This is a genomic window from Kitasatospora sp. NPDC006697 (genome assembly GCF_042869935.1).
In the GTDB taxonomy this organism is placed as follows: Bacteria; Actinomycetota; Actinomycetes; order Streptomycetales; family Streptomycetaceae; genus Kitasatospora.
The window spans coordinates 176,450-194,990 of the sequence record NZ_JBIAGU010000017.1; the positions used below are offsets into that span (position 1 = coordinate 176,450).

13 protein-coding genes are annotated in these 18,541 nt (G+C 70.5%); 6 read left to right on the forward strand and 7 right to left on the reverse strand.

All coding sequences use genetic code 11. From position 1 onward, the window contains the following. Positions 1-151 precede the first annotated feature (151 nt). Positions 152-2,089, forward strand: a complete 1,938-nt coding sequence (locus ACFYNO_RS23885) for an RICIN domain-containing protein (RefSeq protein ID WP_388015885.1) — start codon at positions 152-154, stop codon at positions 2,087-2,089. Positions 2,090-2,223: 134 nt separating this feature from the next. On the opposite strand, the gene ACFYNO_RS23890 is transcribed toward ACFYNO_RS23885, so the two are convergent. Together ACFYNO_RS23890 and ACFYNO_RS23895 are read right to left on the reverse strand one after the other, a co-directional pair. After that, positions 2,224-4,098, reverse strand: coding sequence for a cellulose-binding protein (locus ACFYNO_RS23890; RefSeq protein WP_388015888.1), 1,875 nt, complete (start codon positions 4,096-4,098; stop codon positions 2,224-2,226). Between the two features lie 204 nt (positions 4,099-4,302). Further along, the gene (locus ACFYNO_RS23895) at positions 4,303-5,400 is read right to left on the reverse strand and encodes a ricin-type beta-trefoil lectin domain protein (RefSeq protein ID WP_388015891.1); all 1,098 of its coding nucleotides are present in this window, start codon (positions 5,398-5,400) and stop codon (positions 4,303-4,305) included. 579 nt (positions 5,401-5,979) lie between these two features. On the opposite strand from ACFYNO_RS23895, the gene ACFYNO_RS23900 reads away from it, so the two are divergent. Further along, complete coding sequence (locus ACFYNO_RS23900) at positions 5,980-8,214, forward strand: alpha-L-fucosidase (RefSeq protein ID WP_388015894.1); 2,235 nt, start codon at positions 5,980-5,982, stop codon at positions 8,212-8,214. A 125-nt stretch (positions 8,215-8,339) separates the two neighbouring features. Here ACFYNO_RS23900 and ACFYNO_RS23905 read toward each other — a convergent pair whose 3' ends face one another. Next, entirely contained in the window at positions 8,340-9,533 is a 1,194-nt protein-coding gene (locus tag ACFYNO_RS23905) for a Gfo/Idh/MocA family protein (RefSeq protein ID WP_388015897.1), read from the reverse strand. Between the two features lie 207 nt (positions 9,534-9,740). Here ACFYNO_RS23905 and ACFYNO_RS23910 point away from each other — a divergent pair, with 207 nt between their 5' ends. The 4 genes from ACFYNO_RS23910 (at position 9,741) to ACFYNO_RS23925 (ending at position 11,933) form a co-directional block, all read left to right on the forward strand. Beyond that, positions 9,741-10,514 (forward strand): helix-turn-helix domain-containing protein, encoded by a 774-nt coding sequence (locus ACFYNO_RS23910; protein ID WP_388015900.1) that lies wholly within the window; start codon positions 9,741-9,743, stop codon positions 10,512-10,514. Positions 10,515-10,678: 164 nt separating this feature from the next. Next, positions 10,679-11,275, forward strand: coding sequence for a TetR/AcrR family transcriptional regulator (locus ACFYNO_RS23915; RefSeq protein ID WP_388015903.1), 597 nt, complete (start codon positions 10,679-10,681; stop codon positions 11,273-11,275). Further along, positions 11,272-11,619, forward strand: coding sequence for a nuclear transport factor 2 family protein (locus ACFYNO_RS23920; RefSeq protein ID WP_388015906.1), 348 nt, complete (start codon positions 11,272-11,274; stop codon positions 11,617-11,619). Before ACFYNO_RS23915 ends, ACFYNO_RS23920 begins: the two co-directional genes overlap by 4 nt. Next, positions 11,616-11,933 (forward strand): TfoX/Sxy family protein, encoded by a 318-nt coding sequence (locus ACFYNO_RS23925; RefSeq protein WP_388015909.1) that lies wholly within the window; start codon positions 11,616-11,618, stop codon positions 11,931-11,933. The genes ACFYNO_RS23920 and ACFYNO_RS23925 overlap by 4 nt, the downstream gene beginning before the upstream one ends. 71 nt (positions 11,934-12,004) lie before the next feature. Here the strand turns inward: ACFYNO_RS23925 and ACFYNO_RS23930 are convergent, their stop codons facing one another. The 4 genes from ACFYNO_RS23930 to yicI all read right to left on the reverse strand — a co-directional run. Continuing rightward, positions 12,005-13,951 carry an autotransporter gene (locus ACFYNO_RS23930; protein WP_388015912.1) on the reverse strand — a complete coding sequence of 649 codons (1,947 nt, stop codon included), beginning with the start codon at positions 13,949-13,951 and terminating at the stop codon, positions 12,005-12,007. A 171-nt stretch (positions 13,952-14,122) separates the two neighbouring features. Beyond that, a complete protein-coding gene (locus tag ACFYNO_RS23935; protein WP_388015915.1) occupies positions 14,123-14,653 on the reverse strand; it encodes a Rieske (2Fe-2S) protein in 531 nt (176 codons plus the stop codon). 278 nt (positions 14,654-14,931) lie between these two features. Beyond that, the gene (locus tag ACFYNO_RS23940) at positions 14,932-16,914 is read right to left on the reverse strand and encodes a TIM-barrel domain-containing protein (protein WP_388015918.1); all 1,983 of its coding nucleotides are present in this window, start codon (positions 16,912-16,914) and stop codon (positions 14,932-14,934) included. A 160-nt stretch (positions 16,915-17,074) separates the two neighbouring features. Next, on the reverse strand, positions 17,075-18,541 hold a 1,467-nt coding region (yicI, locus tag ACFYNO_RS23945; RefSeq protein ID WP_388015921.1), incomplete at its 5' end, for an alpha-xylosidase.

The following is an 18,541-nucleotide window of genomic DNA, read 5'->3' on the forward strand; positions in this document are numbered from 1 at the left end:
CGGCCGGGGCTCGGGCAGCGGAGGAGCGGGTGGGTGCCAAGCACCCGTCGGGCTTCCTCCGCCGGGCCGCCGGCCGACATCCCGTCATCGGACGTGACACATCCTCGTTCCACCCCACCGACCCTGGAGCTGAGCCGTGCCGTCAGAACACATGAGCCGCAGGAGATTCCTCACCGCGACCGGGGTCGCGGCCGCCGCGACAGCCCTACCGGTGCTCCCCGCCTTCTCCGGCCTGCTGCCCGAGGCAGCGGCCGCGGCCACCGCGGACCCCCAGACGAACCTGAGCAAGCTGGCCGACATGCGGTTCGGCATGTTCAACCACTTCAACATGGGCACGTTCACCGATCAGGAGTGGGCCTCCCCCGACCAGAACCCGACCCGGTTCGCGCCCACCGCGGTGAACTGCGCCCAGTGGGCGTCGGCCGCCGCCGCGGCGAAGATGAGCTACGGCGTCCTGACCACCAAGCACCACGACGGGTTCTGCCTGTGGCCCAGCGCCTACAACACCTACAACGTCGCCCACAGCTCCTACCCGCACGACGTGGTGCAGCAGTACGTCAACGCCTTCCGGGCCCAGCGCCTCAAGGTGGGCCTGTACTTCTCCCTCTGGGACCGGACCCACCCGGTGCAGGCCTACGACGCCCGCCACCACGTGCCCGCCGACCAGGCCGTGCAGCCCGCCGACATCACCTACATCCTCGGCCAGATCACCGAGTTGCTCACCGACTACGGGACCATCGACCTCTTCGTCACCGACGGCTACGCCTGGCAGATGGGCCAACAGGCCGTCCCGTACCAGCGGATCAGGGAGCACGTGAAGTCCCTGCAGCCCGACATCGTGATGATCGACCACGGCGGTCTCTCGGTGCCCTGGCTCGGCGACGCGATCTACTTCGAGGAGCCGCTCGGCGTCACCTCACCGGCCGGCAACACCCACGCCTCGCTCCAGGGGCAGACGATCAGCCGTGGCTGGTTCTGGCACCCCGCCACCCCGACGACCGATCCGATGAGCGAGTCGTCGATCCTCGCCCACCTGGCGGACCTGGAACCCAAGTACACCTCGTTCATCCTCAACTGCCCGCCCAACCGCGACGGGGTGCTGGACACCAACATCGTCGACCGCCTCGCCCAGGTCGGTGCCGCCTGGAACCCCGACCCCAACCGGCCGCCGCTGCCCGCCCAGGCGCTCCGCGTCGAAGACCCCGTCACCCCGGTGGCCGCCTACGCCACCGCCTCCAGCACCGGCGCAGGGCCGTTCAACGCCATCGACGGCCTCAGCGACAAGGGCTTCGAGACCTGCTGGTCCACCACGGGCCTGCCCCTGCCGCAGACGATCACCATCGACCTCGGCGGAGTGTGGAGCAACATCTCCTCCCTCGAGTACCTGCCCAAGCAGTGGAACCGCACCAGCAGCACGAACACCTACGGCGACATCACCGCCTGCACCGTCTCCACCAGCACCGACGGCACGTCCTTCACCCGGGTCGCCACCGCCTCCTGGACCGGCGACCACACCACCAAGATCGTCGAGTGGCCGGCCGTCAACGCCGGGTTCCTCCGCATCCAGGTGACCGCCGGCACCGGCGGCTACGCCACCATCGGCAACCTGCGCATCGGCGGCCGCACCGCCGTGCCCGCCCTGGTCGCCAGCACCTTCCCCGGGGACGGCACCGCCTACCGGCTCGTCGCCCGCCACAGCGGCAAGGTCGCCGACGTCTCGCGAGCGGGCACCGCGAACAACACCGCCGTCCTGCAGTGGCCCTGGCAGAGCCACGCGAACCAGAAGTGGACCATCGTCCGGTCCGACGACGGCTACTACAAGGTCCGCAACGTCAACAGTGGCACCCTCCTGGAGATCGGCGGGCTCTCCAGGGCCGACGGCGCGCACGCCGACATCTGGGGCGACGCGGACGCCCCCCAGCAGCAGTGGGCCATCACACCCACCGGCGACGGCCACTACTTCCTCACCAACCGGTTCAGCGGCCTGGCCCTGGGCGTCGACTCCGGCTCCACCGCGGACGGAGCCGTGCTCACCCAGTCCTCGTACGGCGCGGCTCCCCAGGAGCAGTGGCAGATCATCCCGTCCTGATCTGCACCGAGCGGCAGCTGACGCCACGTCAGGCCGATGGTCCGGGAGCACCGGATCATCGGTCCCGAGGCAGGCGGCCCGGCGCGCCTCCCACTGGCGGGTGGTTGCTGCCGGGCCGTCGCCCTGGTGCGGTCTCACCTGCCGTGGGCGCCCTTGCGGCGGCGTGCGCGCAGGACCAGGACGCCGCCGGCCGCGAGGGCGATCAGACCGCCGGCGGTGCTGTAGAGGAGCGCGGTGCCGTTCGTTCCGGTGAAGGCGAGGCCGCCGGCCGTGTTGGTCCCGGTCGGCTTGGCGATCGGCGAGGCGGTGTTCGTGCTGCCCTGGGCGGGCGAGGCGGAGTTCGTGCTGCCCTGGGCGGGCTGGCCACCGGCTGCGGCAGCGGCCTGGGCGCGGCTGCCCACGGTGCCGCTGGCGGCAGGGGCCGGCGCGGCCGCGACGGGGGCCGGCGAGGTGGACGGAGCGGCCACGACGGGAGCCGGCGCGGTGGACGGGGCCGCGGGCGTGGGGTTGGTGGCCGTCGAGGCCGGCTTGAGCTGGAGGGTGGTGATCGAGTACGGCGGGAGCGTCTGGCCGGCGGCCGAGCCCTGCTGAGCCGTGGTCAGGGCGGTGCCGCCCTTGGTGTAGGAGACGGTGGTGGCGGCGCCCGGGGCCGGGGTGTACCCGGTGTAGGAGAGCGAGACCTGGGCCGCGTTCTCCGGGTCCTTGTTGATCAGCATCACGTTCAGCCCGCCGCCGGCGGTGCGCACGGCGTGCACGGCCACCGAGGGGTTCTGGGAGGAGGCCTTGACCATGGTGTCACCGGGCTGGGCCAGCGCGGTCAGCGCGCGGATGCCCCAGTAGGTGGCAAACGGTGTCTGGGCGGCCGGTTCGCAGGGGCCCCCGCTGACGCAGCTTCCGGAGGAGAGCACGCCCTGGTCGTGGAAGTCGGTCTCGCCGTTGACGGCGGCGGGCTTGTCGGGCCCGTTGTGCAGGTCCCACCAGTCGACGTTGGCGGCCCCCTGCTCCAGCCAGTTCATGTACGTGTCCGAGGCGAACAGTGCGGCGGCCTGGCTGGTGTTGACCGGTGACTCGGCGCTGTCGGTCTCGGTGACCGCGATCTCCACCGAGGATGCGTGCGGGCCCGCGTAGGTGTTGATCAGCGAGCGGACCGCCGCGGTGGTGCCGGCGATCTTGGCGGGGGCGTTCAGCAGGTCGGCCGTGCTGGTACCGCCCGGGTACCAGTGGATGATCGCGAAGTCGATCGACTTGCCGGCGATGGACAGCACCGTGTGGTTCCAGTCGGCGCTGTCGCCCGGACCGGTGATCCCGTCGGGCCAGGAGCCCGGAGTGCACAGCACCGCCCCGATCTTCACCGTCGGGTCCACGGCCTTCATCGCCTTGGCATAGGCGAGCAGGTTGGTGGCGTACGCCGTCGCGCTCTTGTCGGCGTGGTTGTCGAGCTCCCACTTGCTGCCGTAGTACCCGTTGCCGGGGATCTCGTTGCCGATCTCCCAGTACTTGACGCCGTAACCCTTGTCGACATTGGCGTACTTGACCCAGTCGGCGGCCTCCTCGGCCGTGCCGGAGCCGTAGTTGGCCGTGATGATCGGCTGGGCACCGACCGTCTTGGCGGTGGCCATGAACTGGTCGAAGTCGGTGCCGGGCGCGATGTAGGCGCCGCCCTCCATCGTGTGGGTCTTCCAGTGGTAGGCGTCCGCGTACGAGCCGCCGGGGAAGCGCAGCCGCCGCACCCCGGCGTCCTTCATCAGCGACGCCGCCGTGGCGTCGTTCATCTTGGGGTCGTAGACGGCGGTGTTGAGGCCGATCGCTCCGCCGGGCACGGTGCCCAGCGAGGTGCCGGCGTCGACGGTGACCGCGACGGTCGCCGCGGCGCTCGCGTCGAGCGCCAGGACGCCCGCGCCGGCACCGGCGAGCAGTGCTGCCACCGCCCCCGCCACGATGCGGCGGCGCACGCGGCCCCGGGGCCCGGGCTGGGACGGCACGGAGGTCGTCAGGTCGTCAGGTGACACGGGTGGCTCCCGATCGGAGTGCGTGGAGTTCGGCCGGGCGGGCGGCCTGACCGCGGCCCGCCGTCGCCCTTCACCCCTCAGTGGCCGCCGGGCGCCGAAAGGTTGCCGTCCGATCAGAAAAATCTCCGCGGTCCGCACCGGCCGTCTCGGAGCGACCTGTGCAGTCCCCCGCCCCCGCACTCCGCCGGCACGGCCTCGTCCTCGCTACTGCCAGCTCCACTGCTGGTTGGAGCCGCCGTTGCAGTCCCACAGCTGGAGCTGGGTGCCGTCGGTGGCGGAGTAGCCCGGATCATCGAGGCAGCGTCCGGAGACCGGGTTCCGGTAGCCGCCGTTGTAGGGCTGCCAGACCTGGTTGGCACCGCCGTCGCACGCCCAGATCTGCACCTTGGTGCCGGTGACGGTGCCCTGGCCCGCCGCGTCCAGGCACTTCCCGAGAGAACGCAGGGTGCCGTCCGGGTAGGCGGACCAGAGCTGGTTGGCGCTGCCGCTGCAGCTCCAGATCTGGACGGACGTGCCGTCAGCGGGGTTGGCGCCGTTGACGTCGAGGCACTTGCCGGCGGCGCCGGAGTGGACGAGGGCGGCCTCGGGCACCGGATTCCTCAACCACCCGGCGCTGTCCGCGGCCTGGATGCCGCGGTGGAAGGCGTCCGCCATCTTCTGGTAGCCGCTGTCATTGGGGTGCAGGTAGTCGGCCAGGTCGGCCGTCGTTAGCGCGCTCATGTCAACGTATCCAACGTGCTTGCCAGCCGCCTGCTCGCTGTTCACGATGCCCGGGATGGCCTGGTTGTACGCCGCGCGGTACGGCTCCTCGCTGGAGCTGGTGGACACGATCAACGAGGCGACCAGCACGGTGGCGTCGGGCACGTCGGCGGTGATCTGGTCGATCAGCGACCTCAACCGGGCCGTGGCGGTGGAGACCTGGTAGTCCTGGTTGAGGTCGTTGGTGCCGATCTCCAGCGTCACGACGTTGGGCCGGAATCGGTCCAGGGACGCGTCGACCAGCGGGGCTATCTGGTCGATGCGGTACCCGGAGTGCCCCTCGTTGTCGGGGTCCGGCATCGAGCCGTTGCGCACCGAGCCGACGAAGTCCAGCGGGTGGCCGTCCGCCACCAGGTCGTTCCACAACGGACCCCGGTAGCCGTTGCCCGTGCTGCTCCCCAGCCCCCAGGTGATCGAGTCGCCCAGCGGCATCACCCGCAACGGCGTGTCCGACGCGGCGGAGGCCGGCGCCGCGCCGGCGGTCAGTGCACCCAGTACGGCGAAGACGAGCGGGACGATGGCTGCCGTCCGCAGCTTTCCCATCAGTTGTCCTTCCAGTCGGCGGATCCCGAGTAGGGCCAGACGTGTTCGCGCTCACACACTCCCCCGTCCCGAGTCCACCCGGCCGCACTGCGGCTGCGGCGCTCCACCGGGCGGAGTGCGGCCGGGACTCGGGCCGAGTGGAGCGCCGGCGGATCGCCCCCGACGGCTCGGCGGCCCTGCTTCAGCGCATCGGTCCGAGCCCGAGCAGCAGCGCTCCCCCGAAGAGATATCACGCCCGCCCGGTCGCTGAACATCCCATGTCTGCTGGAGACTTCGGACACCGCGATATGGGCCCTGCTCAGCACATATCCGCCAAATCCGCTTGCGGCAGCCCTGCACCCCGGCGTGCCAGCTCGCCCAACCAGCCAGAGACATCCCATGTATCGAGGGAAACGACTCATCCTGTCCTATGTCTTGACAGGTGTCCTGGCGCTGCCAGAATCGGCTGAGCCGCAGTCCTGTTATCGCTCACATCCTCGCTCTCGCCCTGCAGGCCGTGTCGAGCCGTCCGTTGCGTGCCACCCACGCTCCGGTGTCGCGGCCCGAAGCCTCCCCCACCCCATGACGAAGGATCCAGCCATGGCGATCAACCGACGCTTGTTCCTCTCGAGTGCCGCCGGCATCGTTGCCGCCGCCACTGCGAATCTGACGCTCGGTACGACGCGGGCGCTCGCCGCTCCGTCGTCCTACTCGCCCTCCTGGGCCTCGGTGGATCAGCACCCGCCGGCGCCGGAGTGGTTCCAGGACGCCAAGTTCGGGATCTACTTCCACTGGGGTGCCTTCAGCGTCCCGGCGTACGGCAGCGAGTGGTACCCGCGGAACATGTACATCGGCGGGAGCGACGTGAACAGCCATCACATCGCCACCTACGGGGACCCGTCGGTGTGGCCGTACAACAACTTCCTCGACGGCGCCCGCGACAAGGCCGGAAACTGGGTGCAGTTCGCGCCCAAGCTGGCCTCCCAGGGCGGCGGCTTCGACCCGGACGCCTGGGCCCAGCTCTTCGTGGACGCGGGCGCGAGGTTCGCGGGGCCGGTGGCGGAGCACCACGACGGCTTCTCCATGTGGAACAGCTCGGTCAACGAGTGGAACTCGGTACAGCGCGGGCCGCGGCTGAACCTGCTGCAGATCTTCCGCGACGCGATCCGGGGCAAGGGCCTGAAGCTGCTGGTGGCGATGCACCACGCGTACAACTTCAACGGCTACTACGACCACGCGCCGGCACAGCCCACCGCCAGCCTCCAGAAGCTCTTCGGCCAGCTCGACACCGCGACGGAGAACCAGCTCTGGTACGCGAAGCTGAAGGAGGTCATCGACCTGGCCCAGCCGGACATCCTGTGGGAGGACTTCGACCTCTCCAAGGTCGACGAGACGCAGCGCCTGAACTTCCTGTCGTACTACTACAACCAGGCCCTCGGCTGGGGCCGGGACGTCGTGGCCACGTACAAGGACGGCTACGACAACCTCGGCGAGATCTTCGACTACGAGCGCGGCGGCCCGGGCGACATCGCCAACCCGTACTGGCTGACCGACGACAGCATCTCCAGTTCCAGCTGGTGCTACACCGTCGGCATCGGCTACTACTCCACCCAGCAGATGCTGCACGCCCTGATCGACCGGATCAGCAAGAACGGCAACATGCTGCTCAACATCGCACCGATGGCCGACGGGACGATCCCCCAGGGCCAGAAGGACGTCCTGCTGGGCATCGGCGACCACCTCCACCGGTTCGGCGAGTCCCTTTACGCCACCCGGGCCTGGACGGTCTACGGCGAGGGCCCGACCAAGATGGGCGGCGGCTCGTTCACCACCCCGGTGGCGGGCACGAACAAGGACTTCCGGTTCACCCGCAGCAAGGACAACACCGTCCTGTACGCCACGGTCCTCGGCTGGCCCGGGAGTTCCACGACCATCAGCACCCTGGCGAGCGGCCGCATCGACCTCGGCACCCTCGCCTCGGTCCAGCTGCTGAACCCGACCGCGGGCACGTACACCAACCTGCCCGCGCCGACCCAGGCCGGCGACGGCCTGCACATCACCCTGCCGTCGTCCTCGGCCCCGTTCAGTGCCGTCGCCTACGTACTGAAGTTCACGTTCACCGGCCAGATCCCCGTCCTCCAGCCCGGCGGCACCGGCACCGTCACCGCGTACGGCGACGTCTCGTACGCGGGAGCGGCGGCCGCGCTGGTGCTGGGCTCCTACACCGCCGCCCAGTTGCAGAGCGCGGGCCTGGCGGCGCAGAGCATCTCCTCCCTGCGCGTACCGGCCGGCTACCAGGCGGTCGGCTACTCCGGCGACAACTTCACCGGTACCGCGTGGACCTTCAGCGCGGACAACCCCGATCTGCGCACCACCGGCAACAACGACGCCATCACCTCGCTGAAGGTGATCTTCAACCCCGCCTCCTACTTCCGGATCAGCAACGTCACCGACGGCCTGGCGCTGGACAGCGGCGGCAACGTCGCCTACGGCAGCGACCTCAAGCAGTGGAGCTGGAACGGCAGCACCAACCTCCAGTGGCAGGCCGTCGACCTCGGCAACGGCTACTACAAGCTGGTCAACCGCACCAACGGCATGGTCGCCGACAGCTGGGGCGCCACCGCCGACGGGTCACCCGCGCAGCAGGCCACCTGGAACGGCGGCACCAACCAGCAGTGGCAGATCACCGACCGCGGCAACGGCCAGTACAGCATCGCCAACCGCACCACCGGCCTGGTCCTGGACGGCGGCGGCAACGTCGCCTCGGGGTCCGTCACCAAGCAGTGGAGCTGGAACGGCAGCCCGAACCTGCAGTGGTCCTTCCTCGCACAGTAGGCCGCGGGCCGAGCGGTTCAGGACGCGCGGCGGGATCCGCTGCCGCAGTGTCAGCGGATCCCGCCGCTGCCGCCGCGCACCACTTCCTGGTGCGCGGCGGCTGTGGAGCCCGACTGCGGGTCCCGCTACGCGGTTCGGGGCCCGTCCCCGTGGTCCGGGATGGGCAGGCGCGCGCCGGCCTGGCGGGCGGACTGGTGGGCGATGATGCCGGGGAGGGTGTAGCGGGCCGCGGTCCACGCGTGCAGGGCCGGGGGCGTTCGCGTGGTGACCGCCACGGCGAAGTCGTCGGCGAGGAAGTGGTGGCTGCCTTCGTGGCCGTTGGGGGCGTGCGCGAATTCCCGCGGGAGTCGGGAGCGGTCGTGGACGGGCGCGGTGCCGGAGGCGAAGGCGCCGCGCAGTTCCGGGGCGACGTGGGCGAGGGTCGGGTCGTCCGGGGCCAGGGAGGGTGCGGGGTGCAGGTGTTCGGTGAGGTCGTACTCGCCCGTCTTGTCCTGCCGCAGACTCACCGAGCCGAGCTGTTCGAAGACCCCTTCGGTGCCGAAGAAGCGGAAGCGCGACTCCTTTCCGATGTATCCGACCCTGCGGAACTCGTTCGTGCGGAAGCTCCCGCCGGCCGCCACCTCGAACAAGGCGGTCGCGTTGGAGAAGTCGTTGTCGAACTGGCTGATCTCGCGGTCGAACACGCCGTCGCCGCGCTCATCGGGGACACCGATCGCCGAGACGCTGACGGCGTGGGTCTGCCAGGCCCCGAGGACCCCGCCGATCGAGTGGGTGGGGTAGAGCAGCGGAGGGTAGCTGGCGGTGGCCTTCCAGTTCTCACCGCCGCTGTACCTGTACGCGTCGTAGAAGCCCCAGTCCATGTCGTGGACGTAGTCGCCCTCCGCGTAGAAGACCCGGCCGAAGGCTCCCGCGGCGATCTGGTCTCGCGCGTAGACGGTCGCCGGGTGGTAGTAGCTCGTCTCACCCATCATGTAGATCCGACCGGTCTCCTCGACCGCGGTGATGATGTCCGCGATCTCCGCCTCGGTCACGGCCATGGGCACCGCACTGTAGACGTCCTTGCCCGCGCGCAGTGCCTGGACGGCGAGCGGACCGTGCGTCCAACGCTGGGTGAAGAGCGCGACGGCATCGAGATCGGAGTCGAGCATGTCCTCGAACGAGGTGACCGTGCCCGCGAGGTCGTAGTCGCGGACCAGCTGCTCGGCCCGCTCCGGGATCAGGTCGGTGACCTTGATGTCACCGACGTCCGGGTGCAGGCGCCAGAGTTTGGCGAACGAACCGGCGAACTGGCCGGCACCGACGATGCCAAGTGTGAACACGCGAAGTCTCCATCAGAGCGCAAGAGCTGGCGGGTGGGAGGTGCTGCCGGTCGCGTCGCGGTGCGAGCGCCGGCGCTGCTCCACGACGATAGGTTCCGAGTTGATGAGATGTCTTCACCCCTTAGAAGCGAGAACTTCTTGGATCCTCAGGGTGCTCTGATCGACGAACCGTCGTCCCTCCGTGGCTGGTCCGGACGCCCGTCCCTGATGGCGGCGGCGCACCGGCACGACGACCTGGAGATCAACTTCGTGGCCGACGGCGGCCCGCTGCTCTACCTCTACGGCGGCGAACTCGTCGAGGTCGCGGCGGGCGGTCTCACCGTCTTCTGGGCGGCGATCCCGCACCAGCTGGTGGCGAGCGGGGCGACGCGCGTCCACTGGCTGCACGTGCCGTTCGACCGGTTCCTGGGCTGGGGGCTGCCGCAGTCGCTCCTCGCACGACTCCTCTCGGGCGTGCCGGCGGTCACCCCCGCGGAGCACGCCGACGCGTGCGATCCGGCGAAGTTCACCCAATGGGCCTCGGATCTCGCCGCGGGCGACGCGGAGCTCCACCACATCGCGATGCTGGAGATCCAGGCGCGCGTCCGGCGCCTGGCGTTCGCCACGATCGGCGACCCGGGCCGCGGGTACGCCGGTGACGATCCGGCGCTGCGCCAAGTGGTCGCCATGGCACGGCACATCGCCCAGCACTTCCGGGAGCCGGTCACCGTCGCCGACGTCGCCGCGGCGGCGAGCGTCCACCCGACCTACGCCATGACCCAGTTCCGCAAGGTCGTGCGCACCACGATCGGCGAGTACCTGAAGCTGTACCGGCTCGCCGAAGCACGCCGGCTGCTGGTCACCACGGACCTTCCGGCGAGCCAGGTGGCCACGGCCGCCGGCTTCGGCTCGGTCAGCCGGTTCTACACCGTCTTCACCGCCGAGTGCGGGACCGCACCGGCACGGTTCCGCCACGGACGACGAGTGTCCCCTCTCGATTGATCTGGTCAGCCACGACTGGTACTCACCGAAGACTCCTGGCGAGGCTGTCCGGCTGCTCTCGCACATCGAAGAACACGGCGAGCGGGAGCGGCGGGGGCGACGGGACCGGCCCGCCGTGCAGGCGTGCTATTTTTGTGAGCAATCGTTCAACTACGGGGGTTCCGTTGGGACGCAAGCAGGTCTGGGATCAGACGGAGGTACTGGCCGGTGCCATGCGACTGTTCCGTCGCCGTGGCTACCTCGGGGCCTCGGTGCGGGACATCGAGGAGGCGACCGGGCTGCATCCGGGCAGCCTGTACCGGGTCTTCCAGAGCAAGGAGGGCCTGTTCTGCGCTGCGCTGGACGCCTACAACGACCAGGTGGTGGAGGGTCGCGTCCGGGCCCATCTCCTGGAGCAGCCGGATCCTGTGGCCGGCATCCGGTCGTTCTTCACCTCGGCGTTCGAGACCGGTCTCGAACGCGATCCGGGATGCCTGCTCACCAACACCGCGGTGGAGTCCTTCACCGTTTCGCAGGCCGCCGCGGGAGTGCGCCGAGGACTGGAGGCGATCGAGTCCGGCTTCGCCGACGCGCTGACGCGCGCCCGCGCTCTGGGCCTGCTGTCGGCGGATCTGGACGTCGAGGTGTCGGCAGCCCGGCTGTTGGCGCTCTATCAGGGCCTGCTGGTGCTGGTCCGGGCCGGCACGCCCCGTACGAAACTGCACACCATCACCGATGGCGCGATGGCGTCGATCGGCTCCGACAGAGAAGGACAGCGATGAGCGACTCACAGCAGCTTTGGACGGACTATGCCGCGTGCTGGTCGGCCGACCCCGCCGAGCGGCTCGCCGCACTCGGCGCGGTCGCGGTCGACGACGTCGCCTATCGGGACCCGGGCACGGAGGTGGGCGGGCTGACCGAGCTGGCCGCCTACATGGCCGGATTCGCCGCGGCCTTCCCCGGTCACCGGTTCCGCATCGACGAGGTGGTCGAGCACCACGACCGGTCGCTCGCCCGGTGGACCCAGCTGGGCGAGCAGGACGAACCTGCCATGGCGGGCGTGAGCACCGCGCTCCACCGTCACGGCCGGTTCGCCGACATCACCGGGTTCTTCCTCCCCGCGTGAGCGGATCCCGCAGCCTCGCCGAGCATGTCGCCGATCAGCTGGCACCGCTCGGCGAGGTCACCGTCCACCGCTATTTCGGCGGCTGGGCACTGCGCAGCCACGGCATCCGGTTCGCGATCGTGATGGACACGCTCTACCTCCGTGTCGACGACGCGACGCGCCCCTCCTACGAGGAGGCCGGGTCCACACCGTTCACCTACCGTGCCGCGGGCCGCGCGGTCGTGGTGCACGCCTATTACAGTGCCCCGGCGCAAGTGATCGACGACCGGACCCAGCTGTGCGTCCTGGCCCGCGCGGCACTCGCCTCACAGTGAGACCGGACAGCTCCCCGCGCCCGGACCAGATCAACTGAGACGCCGAGCGAATCGGACCAGGATGCGCCCGATCACCGGCGAGCGCGCCGTCTCCGCGACGGACGGGACCGGTTCCCGGACGAGCGGGCCGAGCGGGCCGAGCGGCTGCGCACCGAAACGACGACGAGGAGGAGCAGCGCCAGCACCCCGCCGGCACTGCCGAGGAGGGTCCAGTCCGCGGTGCCGGCGTGCTTCCCCTCGGCCCTCGCCTCGGGCGAGGCGGCAGGGGTGGTGGCGGCGGCGGTCGGAACGGGAGCCGGCGTCGGGCTGCTGGTCTGCCCGCCCGTCTGGGCGGTCAGCTCGGCGCGGTCGCCTGCCTGGGTGAGCGCGAAGGTGAGCCCGCCGACGGTGAGCACGGTGCCGGAGAGCGTGGAGTGCTGGCCGCCCACGACGAGGTCCGGCTTGCCGGCCGGCACGATGATCTTCGCGCCCGCGACGACGTCGAGCCTGGTCAGCGCCGTCGTCGCGGCTGCGCTCAGGTCGAGGGCCGCCGACGGGCCGGTGAGGGAGACCTCCCCGGACGCGGCGAGCGAGGAACCGGTCACGGCGAGCGTGCCCCGGGCCACTGTGGTGGCACCGGTGTAGGAGGCGGCGGTCAGGGTCGTCGTCGCGGTGCCGTCCTGGGTGAGGGCGCCTGCGCCCGAGAGCGCCGGCAGGGCCGTGGGCGTCTGGAGGTTCCGGACGACCAACGACCCGTCGTCGACGATCCGGTCGAACGAGCCCCCGGTGTGGAGGCTGCCGTCACCGCCGGCGGTACCGGACCCGAGCCGCAGGACCGCTCCCTTCTGGACCGTCGTGCTGCCGTCGTAGAACTGTGCGGCGGCGAAGGTGACGTCGTTCCCGCTGGTTCCGGCGATGACGACGTCGCCCGCCCCCGGGGCACTCAGGGTGTCGTGGAACTGGCCTCCGCCGATGGGCAGTCCGAGGGTGACCGGACCGTTGTAGTCGAAGGTCAGGCGTGAACGCTGCGACCTGGCGTGCAGGTTGACGTAGGCGGTCTGGGCCGTGCCGGGCATGAAGATCTGGTGGGTGCTGCCGTCCCCCCACTGGACGTCCGCGCCTTCGATGTTGGTGCCGCGCTTGTTCAGCTGGTGCGGCACCGGCTGGAAGTTCAGGCCGGAGTTGCCCAGCGCGGGCGCGGCGTCGTCGGTGTTGTCGCTGTAGCTGTAGACGCCCGTCAGGACGACTTTGCTGCCGGGGCGGGAGTGGACGTTGACGTCGTTCCCGTATTCACGGCTGTAGAAGCTCTGGTGCTGGACGACGGTCTGGTTCAACGGAGTGTCGATGATCCAGGAGCCGCGGTTGACGACGGCGCGGGCGTTCGGCAGATCGGCCGCGCAGGTGGTGCTGGCGAAGTGGGCCTCGGTGCCGATGTCGAGCACGCCGGAGAACGGGTTGGTGCCGCATAGCTGCAGCGCGCCCCACATGCCGCGGGGTTGGATGATCGTCCCGGAGCCGCTGATGATGCCGAGGTTGAACCCGCGCGTGAGCGAGAGGTTCAGGGTGCCGTCGACCCGGATGTTGTCCTGGTTCTGCTGGTAGTCGGGCGTGTTGTACGGGAAGGCGCCGATCAGGCCCGTGGTCCCGCCGGTTCCGTACTGCAGGGTGGCCCCCGCGTCGACGGTCACCGCCGGGTCGTCGGGGCTGTTGACGACCACGTAGGGATGGTTCCCCCCGGGCACCGTGACGGTCTGCCTGGGGCTGGGGAGGGTGAAGGTGCTGTCCTTGGTGAGGACCAGGGTGCCGGTTCCGGCTATTCGCAGGGACCCCTTGCCGCTGATGACCCCGGTGTACGTGTGGACTCCGGGCGGTACGTTGACGACGGCACCGCCGTCCAGGACCACGTCGCTGTTGGCGAGCACCGACGAGGTGATGTCCCCGGAGGCCGCCACAGCACCCGCGGGGAACAGCAGCACGGGCACGGCCGTCGTCCCCGCCACGATGGCGAGCGCCAGCAGCGCACGCTGTACACGCTTCATCCACATGCTTCCCGCTTCGTCGGTATCGGTGCATGTTAACGCTCACACCTACGCGCCCGGAGCAGGGGCGCCCGGCACGGGCGCGCGACAGACCGTCAGCTGGACCAGCGGGCGCCGAGCAACCTGCTCGGCGCCCGCCGCGCGGATGCGGCAGCCCGTACGACCCGGTGGTCAGCCGAGGACGATCGAACTCCCGGACACCGTCACCTTGGCCGCTGGAAGCGGCTGGGTGGCCGGGCCGCCCGCCACGCCACCATCGCTGACGTTGAACTTGCTCCCGTGGCACGGACAGTTGATCGTGCCACCGGTCACGTCGCTGACCGTGCAGCCACGATGGGTACAGACCGCCGAGAACGCCTTGAACTCGCCCGGCGCCGGCTGCGTCACCACGACCTTCTGCTCCTTGAGGACGATGCCGCCGCCCACCGGGATGTCCGACGTGCTGGCCACGGCTGCTCCGCCGGCCGCGGAGGATTGGGCCGTGGCCGGCGGTCCGCCCGCTGCCTGGGACGAGGTGCCGGAGGTCGGCAGCGCGGTCGCACCCGCCGAGGATGCGGATCCGCCGGCCGCGGGCACCGAGGCCGAGGACGGCTTGTCGCTCCCCGAGCACGCGGCCAGGGCGGCGACCAGTCCGCTGCCGCCCGCTGCCGCCACTACCGCGCGACGGGTCGGGAGTCCCGTTGAGTTGAGGTTCTCTGCCACTGCAAGTCCTGTTCGGTGAGGAGGGCCGGCGGTGAGGCCGCGATCCGCCCCGGAGCGGTGCCCCGGGCTCTACCGCTCATACGCACGCCGGCGCCTGTTCGCTCAATGCGGCGGGCAGAAAGATCCGGCGGCCGCGTGTCGGCGTTCGGGACGGGGTCCCGGCGAGAACATGCCGAGGCGGATATCAGCGCACCAGGCGCACTCCACGCAGTCGCATCGAACGGGAAGCCGCGAGGGGCGCACGACTCCTCGTCTCCGTCGTCAGGCGCCGGGGCCGGTCAGCCGAGCCAGGCCGCGGCGTCGGCCCCTTGTCGCACGAAGTGAGGTATCCGCTCCAGCGGGGCGGCCGCGTCGACCGTCGTTCCGCCCCGCAGTTCGCGTCCGGTGACCGGGTCGCGCCAGTCGGCGCCGGCGGGCAGGTACACCCGGCGGCTGCGGACGCCCGCTTCGGCCACGGGGGCCACCAGCACGTCGGGGCCGAGCAGGAACTGGTCGTCCACCTCCCAGGCGCGTGCGTCCTCGGGGAAGTCGAAGAACAGCGGGCGCATCGGCGGGGCGCCGGTGCGGTGGGCGTCCTCGGACAGCCTGCGCAGGTACGGTCGCAGGCGCTCGCGCAGCAACAGGTGGTCACGCAGGATGCCGTACGCCTCCTCCCCGTACGACCAGACCTCGTTGGGCCCGCCGGTCATGTCCGCCGCGAAGGCCGAATAGTTGGGCTGCCGGTCCCCGTGCAGCCGCATGACGGGACTGAAGGTGCCGTACTGGAACCATCGGACCAGCAGCTCGCGGTACGCGGGGTCGTCCGGATCACCGCCGAAGAAGCCGCCGATGTCGGTGTTCCACCAGGGGATGCCGCTCATCGCCACGTTCAGGCCGGCCCTGATCTGGCGCCGGAGGGAGTCGAAGGTGGTGGGGATGTCGCCGGACCACAGCAGGGCCCCGTGCGCCTGGCTGCCCGCCCAGGCGGAGCGGACCAGCGACAGCGGCCGGTCCTCGCCCGCCGCGCGCAGGCCGTCGGCGACCGCGCGGGTGTGCTCCCGCGAGTACAGGTTCGCGACCTCGGCGGCCGGGCCGGCCGCGTAGACGGCGCGCGCGGCGCGGTCCAGGGGCAGGTCCGGCTCGCAGGCGTCCAGCCAGAAGCACGCCACACCCAGCGACCGGTAGTTCCGGTTCAACCGTTGCCAGAGCGCGGCGCGTGCGCCGGGGTGGGTGGCATCGTAGTAGGCCATCGGTCGGAGCAGCGCGTCCCCGCCGTACCGGGACGGCCACGGGAAGGTGAGCAGACCGCCACCCGCGTCCCGTAGCAGGTGTCCGGCCGAGCGCAGTTCGTCGTGGGAGTCACTGTCGGGCTCGACGGTGGGCCATACCGAGACCGCGAGTTCCACCCCGAGGTCCGACAGCTCCTTGACCATGGCCGCGGGATCGGGCCACTCGCTCTCCTCGAAGCGCCAGTCCCCCATTCTCGGCCAGTGGAAGAAGTCGCAGACGATGACGGACAGCGGCAGTCCACGATCCCTGTACTGCCGTGCCACCGAGAGGAGTTCCTCCTGGCTGCGATAGCGCAGCTTCGACTGCCAGAACCCGGAGGCCCACTCGGGAAGCAGGGGTGGCCGACCGGTGGCCCGGGTGTAGGAGTCCAGGATCCGGGCCGGGGTGTCGCCGACGGTGATCCAGTAGTCGATGCGACCGCCGGCGTCGGCGGTCCACCGGGTGGCGTCGGCACCGAGCTCGACGCGGCCCGTGGCGGGGTTGTTCCACAGGAGTCCGTAGCCGCGTGAGGAGTGCAGGAAGGGGACGGTCACCTCGGTGTTCGTCTGGACGAGGTCGATCACGCAGCCCTTCTGGTCCAGGCGGCCGTGCAGGTGCTGACCCAGGCCGTGGAGCCGTTCGCCGTCGTAGGCCTCGAAGGACTGCGCCGTCCGGCCGGCTGTCGCATGGACGCGCGAGCCGGTGTGATGCGCGTGCGGACTCCTTTCGGCGAGGAGTTCGCGGCCCGAGACCGCGTGGCGGAACGTCAGCCGACCGTCCGCCGAGGCGTCGACGGCGACGAGGCCGTTGACCAGGCGGGCACAGCCGTCACCCGATGCGGACAGTTCGGCGTGGGGGCACGGCTCGGGGCTCTCCAGTGCTCCGGGGGCGCTCGGGTCGATGCTCCCGGACGAGGCCCGCACCCGGACGGCGTCCGGCCCCCAGGGCTCGATGCGGAGGATCTCCGCGGCGTTGTGCCGCTCCAGGCCGCCGGCGACGATGCGGTAGGACAAGGTGTTCCCTCTGTTCTTCTCGAGTGGTGGGTGAGTACAGCCGCTCACCGACGCCGTCCGCGCATGCCGCAACAGGAGCAACGATCCGGGTCCACGGCCAAGGGCGAGGCCCCGCATGCCCATGCGGTGACGTGCGGGGCCTCGCGTCCTGGCGGTGGCCTCAGCTCGGGTAGGGCAGCTCGGCCTCCGGGGTGCCGGCGGGGTGGGTGTGCAGGGTGCCGTTCGGGCCGCCGATGCGGAGTTGCCAGGGGTGTGGGCTGTCGGTGGTCACTCGCAGCCGGTCGCCTTCGCGGTGCAGGTGGAAGGCGGCGGTGTGGCCGGGGCCGTCGGTGCGGGGGATCTGCAGGGTGCGTTCGGCGCCGTCGGTGAAGGCGTGGACGCGCAGTTCGATGTTGTCGGCCCAGGCGGAGACGGGGTGCTGGTCGTCGGCGCCCAGCGGGATCACCGCGTCGGGGCGGGCCAGTAGTGGCAGGGTGTGGAAGTCGTGCTGCTCGCGTACCCAGCGCGGGCCGGTGATCTGATGGCCCGTCAGGAGGTTGGTCCAGGTGCCTTGGGGGACGTAGTAGTCGACGGTCCCGTCGTCGGTGAAGACGGGTGCGACCAGCAGGTCTTCGCCGAGCAGGTATTGGCGGTCCAGGGTGGCGGCGGCGGGGTCGTCGGGGAATTCGAGGACCATGGCGCGCATGACGGGGATGCCGGTGGCGTGGGCCTGCTGGGCGGCGTGTTGCAGGTAGGGGGCGAGGCGGTGCTTGAGGAGGGTGAACTCGCGGGTGACGTCGACGGCTTCGTCGCCGTAGTCCCACGGGACGCGGTAGGACTTGCTGCCGTGCAGCCGGCTGTGGGAGGAGAGCAGGCCGAACTGGACCCAGCGTTTGAAGACCTCGGGTGTGGGGGTGCCTTCGAAGCCGCCGATGTCGTGGCTCCAGAAGCCGAAGCCCGACAGGCCCAGGGAGAGGCCGCCGCGCAGTGATTCGGCCATCGCGTTGAAGTGGGATTCGCAGTCGCCGCCCCAGTGCACGGGGTACTGCTGGCCGCCGGCGGTGGCGGAGCGGGCGAAGAGCAGCGCCTCGCCCTCGCCGCGTTCTTCGAGGAGCAGGGTGAAGACGGCCTGGTTGTAGAGGTGGGTGTAGTAGTTGTGCATCCGCTGGGGGTCGGAGCCGTCGTGCCACGCCACGTCGGTGGGGATGCGCTCGCCGAAGTCGGTCTTGAAGCAGTCCACGCCCTGGTGCAGCAGGGTGCGCAGTTTGCCGGTGTACCAGTGGCGGGCGGCGGGGTTGGTGAAGTCGACCAGGGCCATGCCGGGTTGCCACAGGTCCCACTGCCAGACGCTGCCGTCGGGGCGGCGCACCAGGTAGCCGGCGGCCCTGCCTTCTTCGAAGAGGGCGGATTTCTGGGCGATGTAGGGGTTGATCCAGGCGGAGATCCGCAGTCCCTGTTCCTTGAGGCGGGCGAGCATGCCGGCCGGGTCGGGGAAGGTGTCCGCGTCCCATTGGAAGTCGCTCCACTGGTATTCGCGCATCCAGAAGCAGTCGAGGTGGAAGACGCTCAGGGGGATGCCGCGTTCGGCCATGCCGCCGACGAAGCGGTTGACGGTGGCTTCGTCGTAGTCGGTGGTGAAGGAGGTGGT